General features: G+C 35.1%; 19 protein-coding genes. 7 read left to right on the top strand and 12 right to left on the bottom strand.

Annotated elements, in window-relative coordinates; all coding sequences use genetic code 11:
- Nucleotides 1-98: 98 nt before the first annotated feature.
- Nucleotides 99-743 carry an HAD family hydrolase gene (locus QVA17_RS01555; RefSeq protein WP_287385976.1) on the bottom strand — a complete coding sequence of 215 codons (645 nt, stop codon included), beginning with the start codon at nt 741-743 and terminating at the stop codon, nt 99-101.
- 371 nt (nt 744-1114) lie between these two features.
- Between QVA17_RS01555 and fucO the strand changes: the two genes are divergently transcribed.
- A complete protein-coding gene (fucO, locus tag QVA17_RS01560) occupies nt 1115-2263 on the top strand; it encodes a lactaldehyde reductase (RefSeq protein ID WP_287385977.1) in 1149 nt (382 codons plus the stop codon).
- Between the two features lie 181 nt (nt 2264-2444).
- Nucleotides 2445-2981: a histidine phosphatase family protein gene (locus tag QVA17_RS01565; protein ID WP_103953010.1), complete on the top strand. Its 537-nt coding sequence runs from the start codon at nt 2445-2447 to the stop codon at nt 2979-2981.
- Here QVA17_RS01565 and QVA17_RS01570 read toward each other — a convergent pair whose 3' ends face one another.
- On the bottom strand, nt 2982-3686 hold the full coding sequence (locus tag QVA17_RS01570) for a GGDEF domain-containing protein (RefSeq protein WP_287385980.1): 705 nt from the start codon (nt 3684-3686) through the stop codon (nt 2982-2984).
- Nucleotides 3687-4090: 404 nt separating this feature from the next.
- The gene (locus QVA17_RS01575) at nt 4091-5245 is read right to left on the bottom strand and encodes a GGDEF domain-containing protein (RefSeq protein WP_287385981.1); all 1155 of its coding nucleotides are present in this window, start codon (nt 5243-5245) and stop codon (nt 4091-4093) included.
- A gap of 168 nt (nt 5246-5413) precedes the next feature.
- On the opposite strand from QVA17_RS01575, the gene QVA17_RS01580 reads away from it, so the two are divergent.
- The 4 genes from QVA17_RS01580 (at nt 5414) to QVA17_RS01595 (ending at nt 11762) form a co-directional block, all read left to right on the top strand.
- Nucleotides 5414-6145 carry a response regulator transcription factor gene (locus QVA17_RS01580; RefSeq protein ID WP_027431627.1) on the top strand — a complete coding sequence of 244 codons (732 nt, stop codon included), beginning with the start codon at nt 5414-5416 and terminating at the stop codon, nt 6143-6145.
- Between the two features lie 137 nt (nt 6146-6282).
- Nucleotides 6283-9867 carry a glycoside hydrolase family 5 protein gene (locus QVA17_RS01585; protein WP_287385982.1) on the top strand — a complete coding sequence of 1195 codons (3585 nt, stop codon included), beginning with the start codon at nt 6283-6285 and terminating at the stop codon, nt 9865-9867.
- A 149-nt stretch (nt 9868-10016) separates the two neighbouring features.
- Nucleotides 10017-10955, top strand: a complete 939-nt coding sequence (locus tag QVA17_RS01590; RefSeq protein WP_287385984.1) for a capsular polysaccharide synthesis protein — start codon at nt 10017-10019, stop codon at nt 10953-10955.
- A gap of 12 nt (nt 10956-10967) precedes the next feature.
- Nucleotides 10968-11762, top strand: a complete 795-nt coding sequence (locus QVA17_RS01595; RefSeq protein WP_287385986.1) for a sensor histidine kinase — start codon at nt 10968-10970, stop codon at nt 11760-11762.
- Nucleotides 11763-11877: 115 nt separating this feature from the next.
- Here QVA17_RS01595 and QVA17_RS01600 read toward each other — a convergent pair whose 3' ends face one another.
- Nucleotides 11878-12150, bottom strand: a complete 273-nt coding sequence (locus tag QVA17_RS01600; RefSeq protein ID WP_287385988.1) for a PqqD family peptide modification chaperone — start codon at nt 12148-12150, stop codon at nt 11878-11880.
- 240 nt (nt 12151-12390) lie between these two features.
- On the opposite strand from QVA17_RS01600, the gene QVA17_RS01605 reads away from it, so the two are divergent.
- On the top strand, nt 12391-12843 hold the full coding sequence (locus QVA17_RS01605; RefSeq protein ID WP_034245987.1) for a lasso peptide biosynthesis B2 protein: 453 nt from the start codon (nt 12391-12393) through the stop codon (nt 12841-12843).
- Between the two features lie 72 nt (nt 12844-12915).
- Here QVA17_RS01605 and QVA17_RS01610 read toward each other — a convergent pair whose 3' ends face one another.
- The 8 genes from QVA17_RS01610 to QVA17_RS01645 form a co-directional block, all read right to left on the bottom strand.
- On the bottom strand, nt 12916-14589 hold the full coding sequence (locus QVA17_RS01610) for an ABC transporter ATP-binding protein (protein WP_287385990.1): 1674 nt from the start codon (nt 14587-14589) through the stop codon (nt 12916-12918).
- 109 nt (nt 14590-14698) lie between these two features.
- Nucleotides 14699-14905 carry a hypothetical protein gene (locus QVA17_RS01615; protein WP_287385991.1) on the bottom strand — a complete coding sequence of 69 codons (207 nt, stop codon included), beginning with the start codon at nt 14903-14905 and terminating at the stop codon, nt 14699-14701.
- Between the two features lie 37 nt (nt 14906-14942).
- The gene (locus QVA17_RS01620) at nt 14943-15077 is read right to left on the bottom strand and encodes a hypothetical protein (protein WP_278244400.1); all 135 of its coding nucleotides are present in this window, start codon (nt 15075-15077) and stop codon (nt 14943-14945) included.
- A gap of 92 nt (nt 15078-15169) precedes the next feature.
- On the bottom strand, nt 15170-15316 hold the full coding sequence (locus QVA17_RS01625; protein ID WP_287385995.1) for a paeninodin family lasso peptide: 147 nt from the start codon (nt 15314-15316) through the stop codon (nt 15170-15172).
- Between the two features lie 72 nt (nt 15317-15388).
- Nucleotides 15389-15535, bottom strand: coding sequence for a paeninodin family lasso peptide (locus QVA17_RS01630; RefSeq protein WP_287385996.1), 147 nt, complete (start codon nt 15533-15535; stop codon nt 15389-15391).
- A gap of 153 nt (nt 15536-15688) precedes the next feature.
- Complete coding sequence (locus tag QVA17_RS01635) at nt 15689-17698, bottom strand: asparagine synthetase B family protein (protein WP_287385997.1); 2010 nt, start codon at nt 17696-17698, stop codon at nt 15689-15691.
- Nucleotides 17699-17785: 87 nt separating this feature from the next.
- A complete protein-coding gene (locus QVA17_RS01640; RefSeq protein WP_287385999.1) occupies nt 17786-18703 on the bottom strand; it encodes a hypothetical protein in 918 nt (305 codons plus the stop codon).
- A gap of 6 nt (nt 18704-18709) precedes the next feature.
- Entirely contained in the window at nt 18710-20233 is a 1524-nt protein-coding gene (locus QVA17_RS01645) for an oligosaccharide flippase family protein (protein ID WP_287386003.1), read from the bottom strand.
- Nucleotides 20234-20243: the final 10 nt, after the last annotated feature.

The raw sequence follows: 20243 nt of genomic DNA on the forward strand, positions 1-20243 counted from the left end.
CAAAATTTTTTTAAAAAAATGTATCGCATAACATTGGGCTAAAAAAATACCTGTAAACAGGCAGATTACATCTTTAATTACATTTAAGAACTATATAACTAGATTAAATCTAGAAGTTCCTCGCATTTATTTGCAAATGTTGTGGCTCCGTTTGCCTCTAAAAAGTCCTTATCTCTAAAGCCCCAGGTAACGGCGATTTCATCAACCCCTGCGTTTTTAGCTGTATTTACATCAACATCTGAGTCGCCGATGTAAACAGTATCCTCCTTTGCAATCTTTAACTCCTCTAGAATTCTTAAAAGCGAGTCTGGTGCTGGCTTTACAGCAACCTCAGGAAGAGAGCCTCTTGCGATTTCAAAAAGACCTTCAAAGTAAATATCATTAAGCTTTTCCACTGTAAAGTTTGGCTTATTTGAAAGAATGGCAAGTTTTACTCCATTATTTTTAAGAACTTTTAGGACATCTAAAATACCATCGTAAGCCTTAGTTAAGTCGTTACAATGCTTGTCATAATATTCCTTATATTCATCGTGGATGATTTTTTCTTCTTCTTTACTTGTACCTGCTGGCACTGCTCTTTCTATAAGTTTTACAGAACCGTTACCAACAAATTGTCGGATTTCTTCAAGACTTCTTTCAGGATGGTTGTGAGCCTTAAGTATTACATTTACTGAAGCCCAAAGATCCTTTAAGGTATCAAGAAGGGTTCCATCTAAATCAAAGACAGCTAATTTATATCTCATTTTTTATTCCTTTCCTATCAGGTAACTTACTTAAATTCCATTAGCTATTAGAAATTAATTGAAATCTTTAGTTTGTTATCCAACACTTTTTGGCTAATTATAAGTTCTTTATCACTAACTGTAAAGCAGAGGCAAAGTATTACTTTACTTTTTTTGGAAAAACAGGCAAATACTACATTTTCATAAGGGAAATCAGATAAAAAGATATATAAAAATAATTTTTAAAACTTGCCTTAAAATACTTGTACTATATTCAAAAAGTGTTAAAATATTAACTAGAAGGATTTGACGGGTGACAACTAATATTTTTGTGCAAAAACGACATGATTTAGTGGCATTGTCAAATAAATAATATAAGTGGAGGTTTTTATATGGCAAACAGATTTGTACTTAATGAACGTTCTTATCATGGGGCAGGCGCAATCAAGGAGATTGCAACTGAAGTTAAGGAAAGAGGTTTTAAGAAGGCATTTGTCTGCTCTGATCCAGACTTAGTAAAATTTGGGGTAACTAAGAAGGTATTAGACGTGCTTGATGGTGCTGGTTTAGCTTATGAATTATATTCTAACATTAAGCCTAATCCAACTATTGAAAATGTACAGACAGGTGTTGAAAGCTTTAAGAAGGCTGGAACTGACTACATCATCGCAATTGGTGGCGGTTCATCAATGGATACTGCAAAGGCAATCGGAATTATTATTAACAATCCAGATTTTGCAGACGTTAGAAGCCTTGAAGGTGTAGCTGATACAAAGAAACCATCAGTTCCAATTATCGCAGTTCCAACTACTGCTGGTACTGCAGCTGAGGTTACAATTAACTACGTAATTACTGATGCTGAAAAGAATCGTAAGATGGTATGTGTTGATCCTAAGGATATTCCAATCGTGGCTGTTGTTGATCCAGACATGATGTCATCAATGCCAAAGGGCTTAACAGCTGCAACAGGCATGGATGCTTTAACACATGCAATTGAAGGATATATTACTAATGGAGCTTGGGAATTATCAGACATGTTCCATTTAAAGGCAATCGAGCTTATTTCTAAGCACTTAAGAGCTGCTGTTGAGAATAAGCCAGAAGGCAGAGAAGGCATGGCACTTGGCCAGTATGTAGCAGGTATGGGCTTCTCTAATGTAGGTCTTGGCTTGGTTCACTCAATGGCTCACCCACTAGGTGCTGTATACGATACACCTCATGGTGTGGCAAATGCAATTCTTCTCCCATCTATCATGGCTTACAACGCTGATGCTACAGGCGAGAAGTTTAGAGATATTGCTAAGGCAATGGGTGTAGAAGGTACTGAAAATATGTCTCAGGACGAGTACAGAAAGGCAGCCGTTGATGCTGTTGCTAAGCTTTCTGCAGATGTTGGAATTCCTAAGGATTTAAAGGATATCGTTAAGGATGAGGATGTACATTTCCTTGCAGAGTCAGCACACGCTGATGCTTGTTTCCCAGGAAATCCAAAGCAGCCAACAGTAGAAGAAATCGAAGGCCTTTATAGAGCTCTTTTATAAAATGAGCTTTTGCCTAAATCATTAGTTAATCAGGTAAATATATGTTAAAATGAGTCAGAGGTAAGGAATTTATCTCTGGCTCTTTTGATTTTAGAATTTCAAGAACGTTAGAATTCCAATAAAGTTGGAATTTCAAGAACGAAAAAAGAAGCAAATTAAGGATGGAAAATTAGGAGGCGTTATGGCAGTTTTTTACTATACTAGACATGGTCAGACCGTTTGGAATGTGGCCAATAAGATTTGTGGCAGCACAGACGTGGAGCTGACTGAGCTTGGTCACAAGCAGGCAATTGAACTTGGGGAAATGATTAAGAAGGAAAATATAAAGATTGATGAAATCATCTACTCACCTTTAATTAGAGCTAGGGACACTGCCCTACACATTTCCGAAATCACTGGAATCCCAGCAAGAAAAGAAGAAAGACTTATGGAGCAAAATTTCGGCAAGTACGAGGGAACTCCAAGAGATGGTCTTGAATTTGCAAAGGCCAAGGAAAACTTTGTTAATTCCTTTGAGGGCGGAGAATCTATGTTAAAATGTGCTCACAGAATCTACTCTCTTTTAGAAGATATAAAAAAAGAGCCCCAAAAGGTTTATCTTTTAGTGGCTCATAATGGCATAATTCGTATGGTAGAGAGCTATTTTCACGATATGACAAATGAAGAGTTTGCAGCATGTAAGATGAAAAACTGCGAACTCAGACGTTACGAAATCTAATTAGTTTTCTCTACTATTTTTGACATCGTAGAGCTTGGCGTCGGCAGCTTCTATAAAGTCCTTGGCATTCTTTATGGTGTCGTCATATTTTGCAATGCCAATAGAAACGTTAAATTCATAGCCGCTATTAGACATGATGTTAAGCTCTTTAAGCTTTGATGAGATTCGTGAGGCAACTACCTCAGCTTCCCTATCATAATTTTCAATAAAACACACAACAAATTCATCTCCGCCATATCTAGCAGTAGATACAAAGCGGAGATTTTTAGTGCCCTCAGTAATGGCTTTTGCTAGTCTTATTAAACTCTTATCCCCTTCAAGATGTCCATAATTATCATTAATTTGTTTAAAGTGGTCCCCGTCAATCATTAAAAGAGCCGTACGTTTCCTTAAGTTTGAGGCCAACATTTTCTCAATATCCTGATTAAGATATGTTCTGTCGTTTAGGTTTGTAAGCGGGTCTTTAGATATATTTTCATGCTGAATAATCAAGTAAAAGATAAGGATTGAAATGGCGGTTGTACCATCCCAGAGATCGAGTTTACTAAATAAGGTAACATAAGGTAATGCAAGGAAAATGAGCATCAGTATGTAAATTCTTCTCTCCCTATTATTTGGTGTAATAATTGCGCAGTAAGTGCCCCTTAGCACGCTTATAATCAGGTAAAAGTATGATGTAAAGTCAACTAAAAAGTACAATGGCATATAAACTATTTTTAAATCCTTGCCTACGTAGAAAATTAAATTCGTAAAAGGAGTGGAAATGATTAAAAACAAAGTAATGAAATGGAAAATTAAGCATACATATTCTATTTTTGTAGAAATGGAGATTTTTGAGCGCATTAAATACTCCATGCATAAAAACAGTGAGGCACGAAGACTAATCTCAAGAGAATAGTAAATTATCCAGATGCTGTAAATAAAAAACTTTGAGTCGCTTTCGTAAATATTTATATCATCAATTATACAATTAAAAGTTAAATAAAAGATGTTTATTACAATAAAAGCCAAAAGTCTAGATCTAAGCATAGAACGCCTAAAGGTTCGACTTAAGTCAATGGCTATAATTATTAAGATTATAATGGATATAATAGCTTGTTCAATTGAAACTAAGTGAAATTCTTCCATGTATACTTCTCCTTCTTTATTTCGTAAAGGGCATCATCTGCCGCTTTTATAAACTCCTCTGGAGTTAAATATTCCTCTTTGTAGTTTTCAATTCCAATTGAAATCGTAACGTCGGATTTTGCATTTTCCTCTTGATTAATCTTTTCAAGGGTCTTTGTAATGGTGTAGGCAATTAGGCGCCCGTCGTTATTCTGCCTTTCAATAAAGGCAATGATAAACTCATCGCCCCCGTATCTTGCAACAGTGCAATGCTTAAGAAAATATGTGCACTGCTCTAGGGCTTGTCCAATCCTTATTAGACTTTTATCCCCTTCTTGATGTCCGAAATTATCATTAATCTTTTTAAAATCATTGGCATCAATCATAAGTAAAACCAGCTTATCTCTATTTTTGCGCCTCATTAAGCTGTAGAGATCAGTTATAAGAAAACGCCTGTTATTTAGGCCAGTTAGAGAGTCTGTAGACACATTTCTTTTTGAAAAGTCCAAATAGAATATTAAAAATGTAATGGCCAAACTAATTTCTAGAATTGGCACATTTACAGCTCTTGATACGGATTGACCTACTAAAGGAACCATAATAAAAGCAATAAACATAAAGGCAAATTTCTTTTCATTTTTATCATATGCAGTTTTTATACAATTTACTATTACTATTAGAATGAAAACATAGTATACTAAAGATATCAAATATGGAAATAAATAAAGAGGACCACGAATATATTGCATATTTTCATCAATTTTAAAAATTAGTCCACTAAATGGCGTGCTGACATATAAAGTGATAGATATAGTTAGTGTTATTGCTGCAATGTATTCAACAAATCTCTTATCAAATAGTTTTGAATGTAAGAGATAAATAATAGTGGTAAAGGTAAATATACTAATTCCAATAATCGAGATGAATTTTAAAATTTCAGATAAATAAAAATATGGTTTGAAGTTGTGTTTAAACACAGTAAAGCTAAGTAAAGTTAATATATAAGAAATGTAGTATAAATGTACAATGCCAATATAGGACAATACCTTACCTTGTAAACGTGATTTTTTCGTTGTTAAGATTATATGAACGCCTAATATAAGCATGATTACATAGGCTATAATTGTTTCCTCAATTTTTGCGATAATTATTGCCATAATATACCTCTAACTGTTGGTAAGATTTTGAAAATGTATCAAATTATTCACATACTATATAAATATATTATATGATAAACAACGTCCTTTATCAAGAAAAACTAAAAAAGCAATTGCATTATTTTAATAACTGTTTTATTATGGGATTACTGACCTTAGGAGGAAACTATGGATAATATTACAGTACTTCTTGTGGATGATGATTCAGAAGTTATAGATTTGAATAAAAAGTTTTTTGAAAAAAAGAATTATAGAGTTTACACTGCGTATTCAAGTAAGGATGCCCTTGATATTTTAAAAATGAATAGAGTAGATTGCATTTTATTAGATGTTATGATGCCGGATATGGATGGCTTTGAAGCTTGTAGTAGAATGCGTAAATTAACCAATGTGCCTATATTGTTTTTAACAGGCAAGGATTCTGAGGAGGACAAGATAAAAGGTTTAGAAGTTGGTGGAGACGACTTCATTTTAAAACCTTATAGTTTAAATGAGATAAATGCCAGAATTCAGGCGAATGTGAGAAGATTTAGACAGTATAATAAATCTTTAATAGGGGAAGAAATCATTCAAGAAAGTAGAGGTGAAAAAAGTAGCGCCATTGAACAATTCGGACATTTATCAGTTAACTATCTTGCGCATAAGGTTTATTGTGATGGGGACGAGATAGGTTTATCTAACAGAGAATATGAGATTTTAGTTATATTGCTTAGTCACAATGGAGAGGTGACTACATTTGAGGAGATATCTAATAAGTTATTTGGGACATATTCTGATACTGATAGACAAACAATCATGGTACAAATATCAAGATTGCGTAAAAAACTAGACGCATACTTAAATATTTGTGATATGATAACAAGCGTGCGTTTTAAAGGATACGAATTCCACGCAAAGTAAATATCAATTAAATCGCCTGTATCGATGCTATTTTCTTAATTGACTAGATTTGAATTACAGATTAATTAAGCCAACAATCGATAGTAATAAACCAGAAACACGAGACTTTATTTTTTTGACTTAGGAGGTTTTTCTACATGATTAGACTTAAAAACTTTTTTAAGAAAGCACTAGCCTGCGCTTTAGTAGCCACAACTGTTATCACGACTAATTTTACATATAACAGTACTCTTACTATGGCAGCAAATGAAACTACTGAGGAAACATTTTTTGAAGATGTTAATTTGTCCGATTTTTACAATTGGAAAAAGGGTATTTATCAAAGCAATGGTCATTATGATGCATGGAATTCATTTCTATCAACAAAGGAGTATATGAGGGTTACTCCCGGAGAAGTTTATAAAATTTCTTGTTCAAGCTCTAATTACTACATAGTTGTGTCTCAGTTTGATGCGGATTTTAACGTAGTTAGTTATGATGATACTATCTATGATGGTTCGGAAGTGATAATTAAGGACACAACAAAGTATGTGACAGTTTCTATTTACAATCCATCGAATTATTCAATGACGTACACTAGATTTTCTGATCTTTTTGCAGAGGGTTTTACAATAAGCCAGGAAAAAATCACGGACTACTCTAGTGATGTTAGTAAGACAAATCTTAATAATCCGGGACTTTGGAAGCGAGGTCTTATAAGTACTGACGGTTCTAAGATTCTTAATTACACATCTTATATGTGCCTTAGAAATCTAGTAACTGTGGACCCTTCAAAGACCTACGTTTACAAAACTAATATTAGTTCTCTTCGCTTAATTATTAATGAATTAGATGAGAATGAAAATGTAATTCAAAGGGATGAAATCACAAACAAGTCTACAATAAGTTTTAATGAAAAAACAAAATATCTTAGTATTTCAGCCTACAATGCTAGCGATTATAGCTTAACCATTGGACAGTTTAGATATTATCTTGAGAATTCAACTTATAGTTTAAGTCTTCAAGCTACAGAAAATGCTGGTGAGGAGGAAAATACAAAGACTCCTGAGGAAACACCAAGTACTGAGCCTGAGCCTGAAACTCCAGAGCAGGCAGTAGATGAGGATTTAGTAGTTAATGAAAATGTACTTACTAGTCTAGATTCTAGTCTTGAATGGGTGGTTGGAACTTTTGATGAAAAGGGACAAGTTAAAGATATTAATGATTATATTCGACTTGATAGTTATTATTTAGTAAATCAGGGATCTATAAAAATAACAATGCCAAACAATTTCCTACGTCTTATTATCAATGAATATGATGAGAATAAGAACTTCATAAAGTCGGTGGACTTAGGTAATTGTGACATTTTCACAGCAGATGAATCTGCAAAATATGTAACTTACAGTCTTTACGAATATTCTTGCGAGGAGGTTTTAGAGCTTGAGACTAGCGAGTTAATTAGTCATATTGATACAGCAATTGATTTTACAGTGATTGAGGACCTTGAAGCTATTAGAGAGGATGCTGAGAGATTAACAGGTGAGGTTCACAAGGGCACTTTAAGTAATTCATCAAATTACAGATACGGTCACTACTATTCTTGGGGCGGCTATTATGAGCAGGCTTCAGGGGTTTACTGTACTAGAAATAAATATGCTATTCAGGCAGACAAAGCTTATTATTTAAATGTTAACGATTCCCGCATGCAGCTTGCCCTAGTGGAATACGATTCTGAGGGTAATACTATTAGATATGTGGATCATTTAACTAATGGTAGTAAGTATGAGCCTTCCCAAAATGCTTGCTATGTAGCCTTTAACCTATCTTCTAGCGTTTGGGGCGTGGATGTTTTAGGACTTCTTGATGCAGGACTTACAATCGATTTAAATACGGAGTATTACTGCACGGGTCTTGAAAGCGTTGATATTGAGGATTTTGATTTTGCAGATTTTACAAATTACCAGATGGGAAGTTTTTCAAGCTCTGGTTTTAATGTAAGTGCCGATAGCCTTGCAACTAGCTGCTATCTTGATCTTTCAAAGGCAGCAGACACTTATAGAGTTAATTTAGATAACCATTATTTACGAATGACAATTGTGGAATATACAGAAGATGGAACTTATGTAAAGACAACTAGTTTCCAGTCTGGGGAGATGTTTACACCAGATGATACAACAGCTTACATAGGAGTTTATATTAAGAGAAACACTTCAAATTATACTGAAAGCGATTACAGAACATTTTTCAATGACAAACAAACTGTTAGTTTAACAGAATTTACAAGCTATAAACACAACACAACAATGAATGCTATTTCAGCTACAGAATTTATGAACACTATGAATGTGGGCTGGAACCTAGGTAATTCCCTTGATTCTCATTATGGTAATAGAACAGGCACTGGGGTTTTAAATCAGGAGACAACTTGGGGAAATATCGTAATAACTGAGGATTTAATTGAATATGTTAAGGCTCAGGGCTTTAACACAATTAGAATTCCAGTAACTTGGTATTACAATACTTATACTGATGAAAATGGAAATCTTAAGGTAATTGATGACTGGTTTGAAAGAGTTCAAACTGTTGTAGATTACGCAATTAAAAATGACATGTATGTAATTTTAAATACTCACCATGAGCAGCCAATTATTTATGCTGGTACTTCAGAGGACAGCTTTAATCAGGTTTTATCAGACGCCGAGGATCTTTGGACAGAGATTGCAACTTACTTTGCAGACTATGATGAACATTTGATTTTTGAGAGTTACAACGAGGTTGATAATGTGGCTCTTAGCTGGAATTACAGTGATACAGCTGCTAATCAAATGAACCAGTTAAATCAGCTTTTCGTTGATACAGTTAGAGCAACTGGTGGAAATAATTCAGAAAGACTTTTAATTGTTCCTACTCTACTGGATGGTTACGAAAGTAGCTTTAGAGATGCATTTTCATTACCAATAGATAGCGCTACGGATAAGTTAATCGTGGAGGTTCACGACTACTCTACTGCCTTTGACCAGGATATTGATTCCTTATTTGAACCAATTTCAAACTGGTCTGTGGAAATTGGCGCACCAGTAATTATTGGCGAATTTGGTACTAAGCCTAACTACTCTCCTAGCGAATACAGAGCTGAGGCCGCAAGTAATTACGTAGCTCGTGCAGCGGCTTATGGTATAAAATGTGTCTACTGGGATGACGGTAACTTAAATAATTACGGCCTTGTAAACCGTGTGGATTACAGCCAGTCAAATACAGAGGTTTTATCAGCTATTGTAAATGCAGCAGCTTATGAGACTTCAAATAAAACAACTTACGATTCAATGGATAGCTTTGTTTGGATGAGCTTGAATCAGTCAACCGGCGCCCTAAAGGAAGATAAATACTGGGGCACTATTGTTACTGATATTGATGGAAAGGGCGTTGAGATTCCAGAGGGCGCCGAATATTTAACAGTGCTTTTATCAGTAACTGGCGAGTTCTATCAGGCAAGAGTACACTACGTTCACTTCTATGATAAGAACATGAACGTCCTTCAAACAAACAACTCTTCTTCAGGAAATCTAATGGCAACCTACACAATTCCTGAGGGTGCAAAGTATGTCCGTGTGGGAATTAACAATAGCTACATGGCTTGTAAGGAGCAAATGTATGCAAGCTACTTTAATTCAGGACTACTCTCTCTCACACTTGGTTTTGTGGATTTAGATGATAGCGGTAGCTACGTGAAGGTGGAGTAGAAGGCGGGCTTGCTTCAATAAAATAATGAAAAAAAGAGACCTAATATCGGGATTTTATCTTGATGTTAGGTCTCATTTTGCATTATACTTTTAAGGATTAATTATAGCAGACATTTAAGAAAGGACTAGATTTAGACTAGATTATAGATATGGCAAGTAAGGTTATTAATAAGATTAAAGATAGAATGCTTTTGGGTTCGATTTATGACAACATAATGTTAAAGACAAAATATAAGGGGGAGCATCTTTCCTTTAATTACAATGTTATGATGGGACAAAAGCACAGAATGCTTTATTATAAAAGACTTAAGAAGGAATATTTGGCAAAGGTTAGCGCTAATAGACCTTGGGAAAATTTGGAGAAAAGAGACAACAATAATCAGGTTTGGATTTGTTGGTTTCAGGGCTTAGAGGCAGCTCCAGAGCTAGTTAAGATTTGTGTTGATTCGGTAAAGAAACATTTGCCAGGTAAAAAAATTACAATTATTACTGAGGAAAATTATGGCGATTACGTTGAGATGCCAAGACACATTTTAGAAAAGAAGAAAGCAGGAATTATAAGCTACACTTACTTTTCTGACCTTGTAAGACTCGAGCTTTTGACAAAATACGGCGGATACTGGATTGATTCTACTGTTTTATTGACGGGTTCAAAGTTTGTAGAATTTACAGATAAGATGGATTTCTTTGCTTACTCTTTTTATTATTTTGGCTTTAATCCGGAGATTATGACAATTAATAACTGGTTTATGAAAAGTAAGACAAATAACAATATTTTAAATCTCACAAAGGAGCTTTTATACGCTTATTGGAAGGATTATGATAGGGATTTAAACTACTTTATTAACATGCTTTTTATGACTATGGCGGTGGATTTCTATAAAGAAGAATTTGAGAAAATGCCAATTGTTAGTCAGGTAAATGCCCACGTTCTTGCAAGTTACATGGGCGAGGAATTTGACGAGCTTAAGTGGGAGCTTTTAAAGAGCATGACGGATGTTCATAAGCTTAGTAATAAGTTTTCTGAGAAGGAAACTAGCGGGGAGAATACATTTTATAAGAGATTGATGGCTAGAGAGTTGGATTAATAGGGAGGAATTATGCAGAAGAACGTTTTTACACAACCAGAGATTTCCCAGGTTAAGGATTTGACTTTGAAGTTGGCGAAGGCAAACAAGCAGCTTTCTAATGAGCATAAGATTAGAAATCAGATGCTTGCAAACATTTCTCATGATTTAAGGGCGCCAATGACTGCAATTAGAAATGCAGTTGATTACCTTAATACCTTTGAGGGTGAGGAAATGCCAAGTTCTGAGGAATTTCACTCTATTGTTGCCATGCTTGATAGACGTAGCACAGTTTTGGAAAATTTAATTCAGGACTTGTTCTACCTCACTTCTCTAGATAATCCTTCTCACAGATATAGTTTTGAGAGGGTCAACATGAAGAATTTTCTCAAGGAATATTACATTTATCTCTTGGAGGACAGTCGTTTTAAGACAAGAAAGCTAGAGTATTTAATTGGCTATGACCTTGAAGCCTTCTGTAGCATTGATATAGACACTTTTACCCGTACATTGGACAATTTATTCATAAATGCATTTAAGTACTCAAATGAGGGCGATAGCATTAAATTAGATGCTTATATAAAAAGGAGAAAGCTTGTTATTTGCATCGAAGATACAGGGCTTGGCATTGCTAAGGAAGATGTAGCAAAGATTTTTGATAGATCTTACACAGTTTCAAATGCAAGAACTCCAGAGTCGGTTACAGGTAGCGGACTTGGCCTTGCCATTGTGAAATCCATTATTGAGCATCACAAGGGAAAGGTTTACTGCGAAAGTGAATTAGGGGTTGGAAGTAAGTTTTTTATAGAACTTCCCCTAATAAAGTAGATCTGTGAAATAAAACATATAAGCTTTAGACTTGTAAAAATGGGACATGTATAAATACAATAAGGATAAAATAAGACCCCTGCAAAATTGCAGGGGTCTTATTTTTATCCTTATCTTATTTAGCTTCAATAAAGCCTAATTTTTTAAGATTTTCTAAGAAACTAATTGTTGCACTTAAGCACTCGTCTTCTGAGACGTCGTACTGTGCTCTTAGATTTAATACTATATCTTCAACCTTTGTATCTTCTTGGATTATATCCCAAATTTCATTAGCTGCGCCTTTTAAAAGGAAGTATTTACCAGTTTCAAAATCAATCATTGCCTTGTCGCCATCAAGTTCGGCAACCTCAAGCTTTTTTGTCAAATGGATTCTAGTGCTTTTATCCATAAGTTCCTCCTCAAATAAATATGTGAGATCAAAAAAACATAAAATTTTTTCTTATTATATAATACTTTATTTTAAAAAAATGTCAATTTAAAATTGATAAAAAATTTTCATTATTAGTAAATAAAACTAATATTGATATTCCCTGACTTTCGTTGAAAATCTGTGAAATTTTTAGATGTATTTTCCAGACATATATGGTAAAATTTTTACACATTATTTTATTTTAATGAGGTTTTGATAATGAGAAAGATTAAACGATTATTTGAGCTATGTTTTAACTTTATTTTTAAGAATCATGAGAAGTTAATGACTATTCAGGCAGTTATAGTTTCTGCTTATTATTTTAAATGTATCTATAAGATTCCGGCTAAAAAGCTAGAGGAAAGATTTGGAACGAGAGGCGTGGAATCCCCTGAAAAAGAGGATCTTGAAAATCTTAAGCTTGCAATGCATGTGGGAGATAGAGTTGCTAGAGTTACAACTAAAGCTCCTTGGGAGACTAAGTGCTTGTGCAGAGCTTGGACAGCCCAGTATCTTTTAAAGAAGAGACATGTTCACTCTACGATGTATCTTGGCATTGGCAAGGATGAAACAGGCAAGATGGTAGCTCACGCATGGTTACGATGCGGCCAGGTCTTTGTTACTGGTGGAGATGGTAGCGACTATACTACTGTTGCTAAGTTCTATGTTTAGAAATGAATTGAAAAAAATAAGACATAAGAAGACAGCCAAGGCAATATAATGCTTTGGCTGTCTTCTTATATATTAAATAGTATGTTTATTCTCAATCTTAATTTCTCTATCACAGTATTTTAGGACACTTGGTCTATGAGTGATGAGAAGGCAAGTTGGTCTTGGGCTTAGTTTTTTGATGCCTTCTAAGACTTTGATTTCAGTCTTTTCATCAAGGGATGAAGTGGCTTCATCTAAAACTAGGAAAGGCGCCTTACGAACTAAGGCTCTTGCGATGGCTACTCGCTGTGCCTGTCCTTCTGAGATACCGTGACCTCTTTCCCCAATAACTGTATCAATGCCCTTTGGAAGCTCGCTTATAAAGCTATCTGCAGCGGCCATTTTAACGGCCTCAAGGATTTCTTCTTCTGTGGCATTATAATTGCCCATTTGGATATTTTCGCGGATTGTGCCGCTAAAAAGTGTGTTACCCTGTGGGACGTAGGAAATGAACTCTCTTGTAGAAGCGTTGGCGGGCTCTGATTCATTTTCTTTATTATAAAAAGAAATTAGGCCGCTTGCTTGGTTCATAAAACTCATAATAAGTCTTACAAGAGTTGTTTTACCAATACCTGATTCACCAACGATGGCAACGAATTCACCAGGCTTGATGTCTAAATTCACATCTTCAAGGACAAAGTCTTTTTCTGTGTAACCAAAGTTTACATTATCAAGCTTTACTCCAACATTTGTTGAGTCAATCTTGTTTGGTAAACGGTCTTCTGTCTTAATGTCCTCAAGCTCAATGATTCGGCCAGCAGAAGTAAAGATAGAAACAATCTTAGGTAGCTGCTGTGCAAGGTTAATGATTGGAGCTTGAACTCTATTAACAAGAGTAAGGAAAATCGACATTGTACCGTATGTAATTGAGTTATTTGATAACTGAATGGCACCAAAGGCAAATGCTGCGATATAGCCAAACTGGAAGGCAAAATTAAGGGCTGATGAGCTGGCAATACCAACCTCGGCACGCTTTAATACCCACTTAAATCTGTTATCACGTAAATTTGTAAGTCTATCTACTGCTTCATCTTCGATTGTGAAGGCCTTTACAATAAGTAAGTTAGCAAGGCTTTCCTGAACAAAGGAACGATAAGCAGATTCTGATTCTTGCACCTTCTTTTGGTATTTGTGCATTTTCCTAGCAAAAGCATAGCTTATTAAAGCTGAGAGAGGCGCTAGAATAATGGCAAATATAGCAAGAAGTGGCTCATAATAAAAGAGAGTAAAGAAGGTTGCACAAAGTTCAAAGAAAAGCTCGATGATTGTTGGTATTGTATTGACGATACCGTCTGCAACATTTCCTGCATCACTTGTAAAACGGGTCATTAAATCCCCTGTGTGATATTCTTTTATATCCATCCAATGAGCATGAATAATCTTCTCATAGACTTGCTTTCTTATGCCAAATGAAAAGCGCTCGTTAAGCATTATTGAAACGAGACTATTAGCCACCGTAAAGGCGATGTTTACAAAGATCATAATAAAGTAAATGCCAATAGCCCAGGCAATAATGTTGCCACCTGTTGCTGAATCTATAATGGTCTTTGATAAAAGAGCCATAAGTATAGAAAAGACTGTGGCCATAATATTAAAAAACATAACCAAGATGATTCTTGGAATGTAAGGTTTCGAGTATGAAAATAACCAGCTGATATATTCTTTCTTAGATTTTATCTTTGCTAGTTTTGAAAAAAATTTATTCACTAGTTCCTCCAAGTTAAATGATTTTTAGAAAAAAATAGAAGGGCTTAATTAAAGCCCTTCCAATTATAGTTTCCACTAAGTAAAAAGTCTATAAAAATTTCATAGAAAATTACCAAATCCAACCCTTACCGAAGAAACCATAAATATTGAAACCAGAACAGTTATCTCCACTAACTTCTTCTGCCCAACCTGAAATATCTACGTAATTTCCAGAGTTATTGCAGCTAGTTGTTGGTTGTTCATAGCCGTATCCACGGTCACATGCTGTATCCTTAATCTCAAATTCTTCGATTGCAGGTGTCTTCCAATTCTTCATAATTGAATCTCCTTTACTACGAAGTTAAATATTAAACTTAAGATTCAAAGCTTGCCCAAAGGTTACCATTCTCATCGATTCTAAATGCATCGAAAGATGGCTTAATGCTTTTTCCCTGTGCTGTCTCTACAATTTCAAGTTCTTCTACTCTAGGTGTTATCCAAGTTTTCATAATATAACTTCCTCCTTATTAAAAAACATCACAATTAATGTAGCATAAATACAGTAGTTGTAAAGCTTTCTAACGATTTTGTAAGTTATTAATTATTCTTCTGCACCTGATGGGAAGCTAACCCAAAGGTTACCATTTTCATCTGTTCTAATAGCATCGTAAGTAGCCTTAATAACCTTACCCTGTGCTGTTTCTGTAATTTCTAATACTTCTAATTCTGGTGTTGTCCAAGTTCTCATTGTAAAATCCTCCGTTTTAAATCTTCTTCATTTTAATTTCATTAAATCATTAATTTAATAATTAGCTAAATCTTATTCTTCAGCTCCTGATGGGAAGCTAGCCCAAAGGTTACCATTTTCATCTGTTCTGATAGCATCGAAAGTAGCCTTAATAACCTTACCCTGTGCTGTTTCTTCAATAGCTAATACTTCTAATTCTGGCTTTGTCCATGTCTTCATAATGAAGTCCCTCCTTTTATTTCTTAATTCTTTTTTATTATATTATGAGATTGGAATTTGTAAAGCAATCTAACAATTTTGTAAGAATTAAATCTTTGTGAAATAAAAAACGAGTTTCGCACAAATGCCCTATTTGTGCGGTTGGAAACTTTGTTAATTTACAAGGTTTCCAAATTCGGATAGACTAACCAAGCATAGAGTTTCCTGTATTTGGTCACTGTTTATCTGCTCTTTCGCCTCTAGTTCTTTTTTAAAGTTTTCTATTTTTTCTTTATCAAAGTACTCTAAAAGGAAAGGGTTTCCTAAGCTAGATAAAACCTTGCTTTTTAGCTCATGCTTCCAAACCTGATTTACTCTGTAAGCATAATCAGAACTTTGTAAGCCACGTCGATTTACAATATCAAGAATTTCATCTGGCACGATGCCCCTCATATAGTCTCTAACCATGCGGCGCTCCACACCATTTTTAACAAAGCAAGAAGGATCTGCCCTAAAGCAAAAGTCGATTATTCGTTTATCCTTTGCGGGGTCCCTTATAACAAGGCCATAAATAAGGCTAAGACGGGTGTCAAAGAGGCCTAGATGCTGTAGGATTCTAGTGTCGTAAACGTAGCGCTCAAACTGCTTTCTAGAGTCCATGTAGCTACCGCCCTCTCTAGTGAAATTCTCCTTTATAAGCTGCTTTATCTTGTACTTTTCAATTAAGTCTGCCCTTAGAAAATGTTCATCTATAGCAGAGATATCTAGGAAGAATTTATTCATAAATGTCTTTAAAAAGGTCTTAAGGAAGTATTTTTTAGAGACCTTACGGTAGTTGCAAAAAGCCTTGGCTTCTTTTAGTGCTGTGGCAAATTTACATTTTCTTAAATCCTGATAAACCCTTGATAAAATCTTGCCGTTAGATATTGTGGAATTGCCGTACTGACCCTTTAACATGACCTTACAGTCATTGGCACTTGCAAGCTCGTAAATCTCGCTAATCCAAGTGTAGTTAACTAGGGATTTGTGAGGAAGTTCAGTTAGCTTAATGGTATTTTCTAAATCTGAGAAGGCAGTTTTTCCCTTACAATCTACAAAGTTTGGCTCAAGATTATCGTAGTATTTTTTGATGATCTTTGGGCCAAAGGATTCGTCATCGATGGCGTATTTGTCACTATCTGCGCTGGCTAGGTAGTCCTTTAGAGGAACAGAGGTGTAGGAATAAAGCTTCTTATCCTCTTTTTTAAGTTCCTTTAAGGCAAGGCAGGCAACAGAGCTAGAATCAAGGCCGGAACTTAAGGTACAGCCTGTATTTTTCTCAGATCTAAGGACTGATTTCACGCAAGTATTTAGGGTAGTTACAAAGGCCTCTCTCCAGTCTTTGTCACTTTTATACTTTAATTTGTTTTCCTTGGCTTCCTTTGCAGGATTGTAGTAGCTGTGGGACTTGATTTTGCCATTTTTTATGAAAATGTAATGGCCAGCCTCCACTGTATATATGCCCTCATAGGCAGACAAATTAACCTTGTAGATCATGTCTGGATTTGCAAGGGCAGAAGCTAGGCTAATCCACTCTTCGTTTAGCTTATAGTTTTTTTTAGTAGTTTCCTTTGTGGCCGCCTTAATACTATTAAGTAGGGTTCCAAAGTAGATGTAATCCCCATCTAGGGCATAATGTATAGTTCTAGTTGAGGTGTGGTCTGTGTATAGATAGAATTCCTTGCTATCTAGATGGTAAACTGCAAAGCTAAATATACCTAAAACTTTTTTTGGAAAATCTGGACCAAAGCTTAGGTATGCGGCATAGATAAGTTCCTGGTCAGAAATCTTCTCACAAGCTTTTTTGAAAGAATCAGACATTGAATCAGCCTCATTTTCTTTGAAAAATTCTGACATATCAGTTACAAGATTTTCCTTTACTAGAGGAATTAATTCTTCCCTATTATCAATCATACAATCTGTGGCAAAGACGATTTGTCTTTTTTCATCATAGTATGGGGAGATGCTGTAGTGATCTTCTTTTGTGAAGTATTGCTCGCCGGAAACAAATACGAATTCTGGATTTGTTTGGGCGTTAATTTTATCTATTTTATAGCCCTGCAGACTTTTAGTCATTGCACTTTTAATGGCCTCTAGGTCTTCTAGGCCACCTGTTGTTTTAATTACGCCGGATATTGCTGCCATAATTTTTCCCTTCCTTTATATCTAATTTTAGCCTAAATCCAGCGCTACTAGATTTAGGCTATTAGGTAAATTTTTTACAATTTGAATCTATAATTCTATCTTAAAGAAATCCTTTACAATCTCTAATTGCTCTTTTGTACTATCTATATTTTCTGGTCGTGTCATGTGGAGGATGTCTAGTTTAGAGGCGATTTTAAGGCATCTTGAGAAGTCCTTAATATCTGTCTTTAGCTCACGCATGGCTGGGAATAGGAACCAGTTTGTATAAATAGCTGCTACTTTGTCATTACCCTTAATGGCTTCATACTGGACTTTATCAACATCTGCTGAATGATCAAGGACAATCATGCCAAGGCACTGGGCAGGTTCAGTTGAAAAACCTTCAGTTCTTGAAAGGGCAAATTTATCCTTAGTTTCATCGATGTAACGTAAATCTTCTTCCTTTAGGCCGTTACGCTCAAGGGCATCTCTACAAAGCTTTTGCTGTGGGAAGGCTGGGTAAGCAAGAAGCTTATCCTCTTCTATATTTACAACCACTACGTCGTCTGAGATGAGGCTCGCATTAGTTGTATCAAGGATACGAGTTGTAAGAGTGGATTTTCCACTACCACTAACTCCTGAAATTAAGAGAGCCTTGCCATTAATTCTTACACAGCTGCAGTGAATTGAGTGCATATCTCTTTGCCAGAATAAAAAGGCAATACAGTAGCCAAGAATAAAAGGGTGAAGATTTTCTTCACTGGCATTTTCTCTTTTATAGGCTGTGATATATTTTCCATCTTTAATTCCAAAGAAGCCCCAGCTATTAGTAAAGTAGCTAAAGTGTCTATCAATCTTTGAAGCTAGCTCTGTGTCTGTAGGCAACTCCTTTAAAATTTCTTCTGGTAACTGCTCATTAGTAATAATAATATCGGCGTCGTCTTTGCTAATTTCATCAATGCTTACACACTGATAAAGCTCAAATTCAGACATTACCTTCTTTCCATAGAGTTTGTAGTAGTACATTTTCCTTTAGCTCCTTTTCTTTATAAAACTCTTAACCTTGTTAGTAATCATCTTAAAGCCATCAGTATTGTGATAAAAAATTATGTAAATAACGGACACAACAAGTCCAACGAAAATGATTTCCACAATTAACTTTGGCCATGAATCAATAGTAAATCTATCTAGTAATAGCTTAAGTAAAACACAGCTAGCTAGGGCAATTAGCGCATTTTTAGCAATAGATGTGTAGTAACCTGTAGCACTTTTATCAAAGAAATCCTTAAATAAAACTATTGGTTCATATAAGAAGTAAGATGAAAGTCTTGATATAACTGTTGCAAGTAAAATTCCTGCAAGACCAAGCCAGAGGCCTAAAATTACTGATAAAACAATATTTAGGATGGAACCTGCAAGGGAAACATATTTTGTCTTCATGTAAAGACCTGTGGCATCTCTGTAAACCCAGAAAGGCTGTAGGATACATGAAAGGTATGTATTAAGTGTAATTGCCACTACTGTTAAGAAGTCGAGGGTATAGTTAGCGCCTAACCAAACTGTGATAAAGTCGTTAATTACAAGGAAGAATCCACAAGTAATAACGCCGCTCATAATAAAGGATAGGGACTGAATACTTACAAAGACTTCGTATCTTTTCTGGCTATTTTCCTTGGCAATAACATTACCGATACTTGCTGTTAATGCTGAGAAAATGATTTGCAAAACGAGAAGTAACTTCTGACTTATCATAAGATAGTTAGAGTAAAGTCCTGCAATTCCAATACCAACAATCATGGAAATAATAATGTTATCAGTTCCTGTAAATAAGGTGTTACTTAATTTGTAAATTACAACTGATCGCAAATTTTTATAAATACTTTCCCTGTCCTCTTTTGAAAGCTTTTCCTTGTTCTTAATGTAAGGATAGTATTTCTCGGCTTTCCTTGTGGCAATTAGATTTCTAATAAACTGAAGCACAACGCCTATTGCAAGATAGACAATGTAGTTTTGCCATAAAACAAGGGCTAGAATCTGTAAAAATGTTTTTCCAAAGGAAATGTAAATATTAATGGAAGTTAACTCATAATTCTTTTGGTCTGCTGTAAGAATAGTTGTTTTATATACAAAAAGATATGAAATAATTACTCCAGCAAGAGAGAATAGATAGTAAACTTCAAGAAGTGGTATATCTGTTTCTGTCTTTACAATTACACGTAGGAAAGGCACTAAAATAAGGCCAATTACTGTAATTGAAATTGCTATAATTCTATAGACATTACTATAGAAGGTTACAAGTGCGGCTAATTTTTTCTCATCCTTCATAGCAAGAGGCTTGTAAAAAGAATAAGCCATTGCTGTATTAAAGCCTAAATCTGCCATGGATAAAAGGTTTAAAACATCCGAAAAAACACTGTTAATACCTAGATATTCTGCACCTAAATATCTAATAAAAACGGTTCTTGATACAAAGCTAAGGACCATAGCCACAAATTGAGAAGCAAAACCCCAAGTCATGTTTTTAGCAGTTTGTTTTGTTCTACTTTCTTTACTCATAAATCCTCCA

This window comes from Lachnospira sp., from assembly GCF_016290755.1.
GTDB classification, from domain to species: domain Bacteria; phylum Bacillota; class Clostridia; order Lachnospirales; family Lachnospiraceae; genus Lachnospira; species Lachnospira multipara.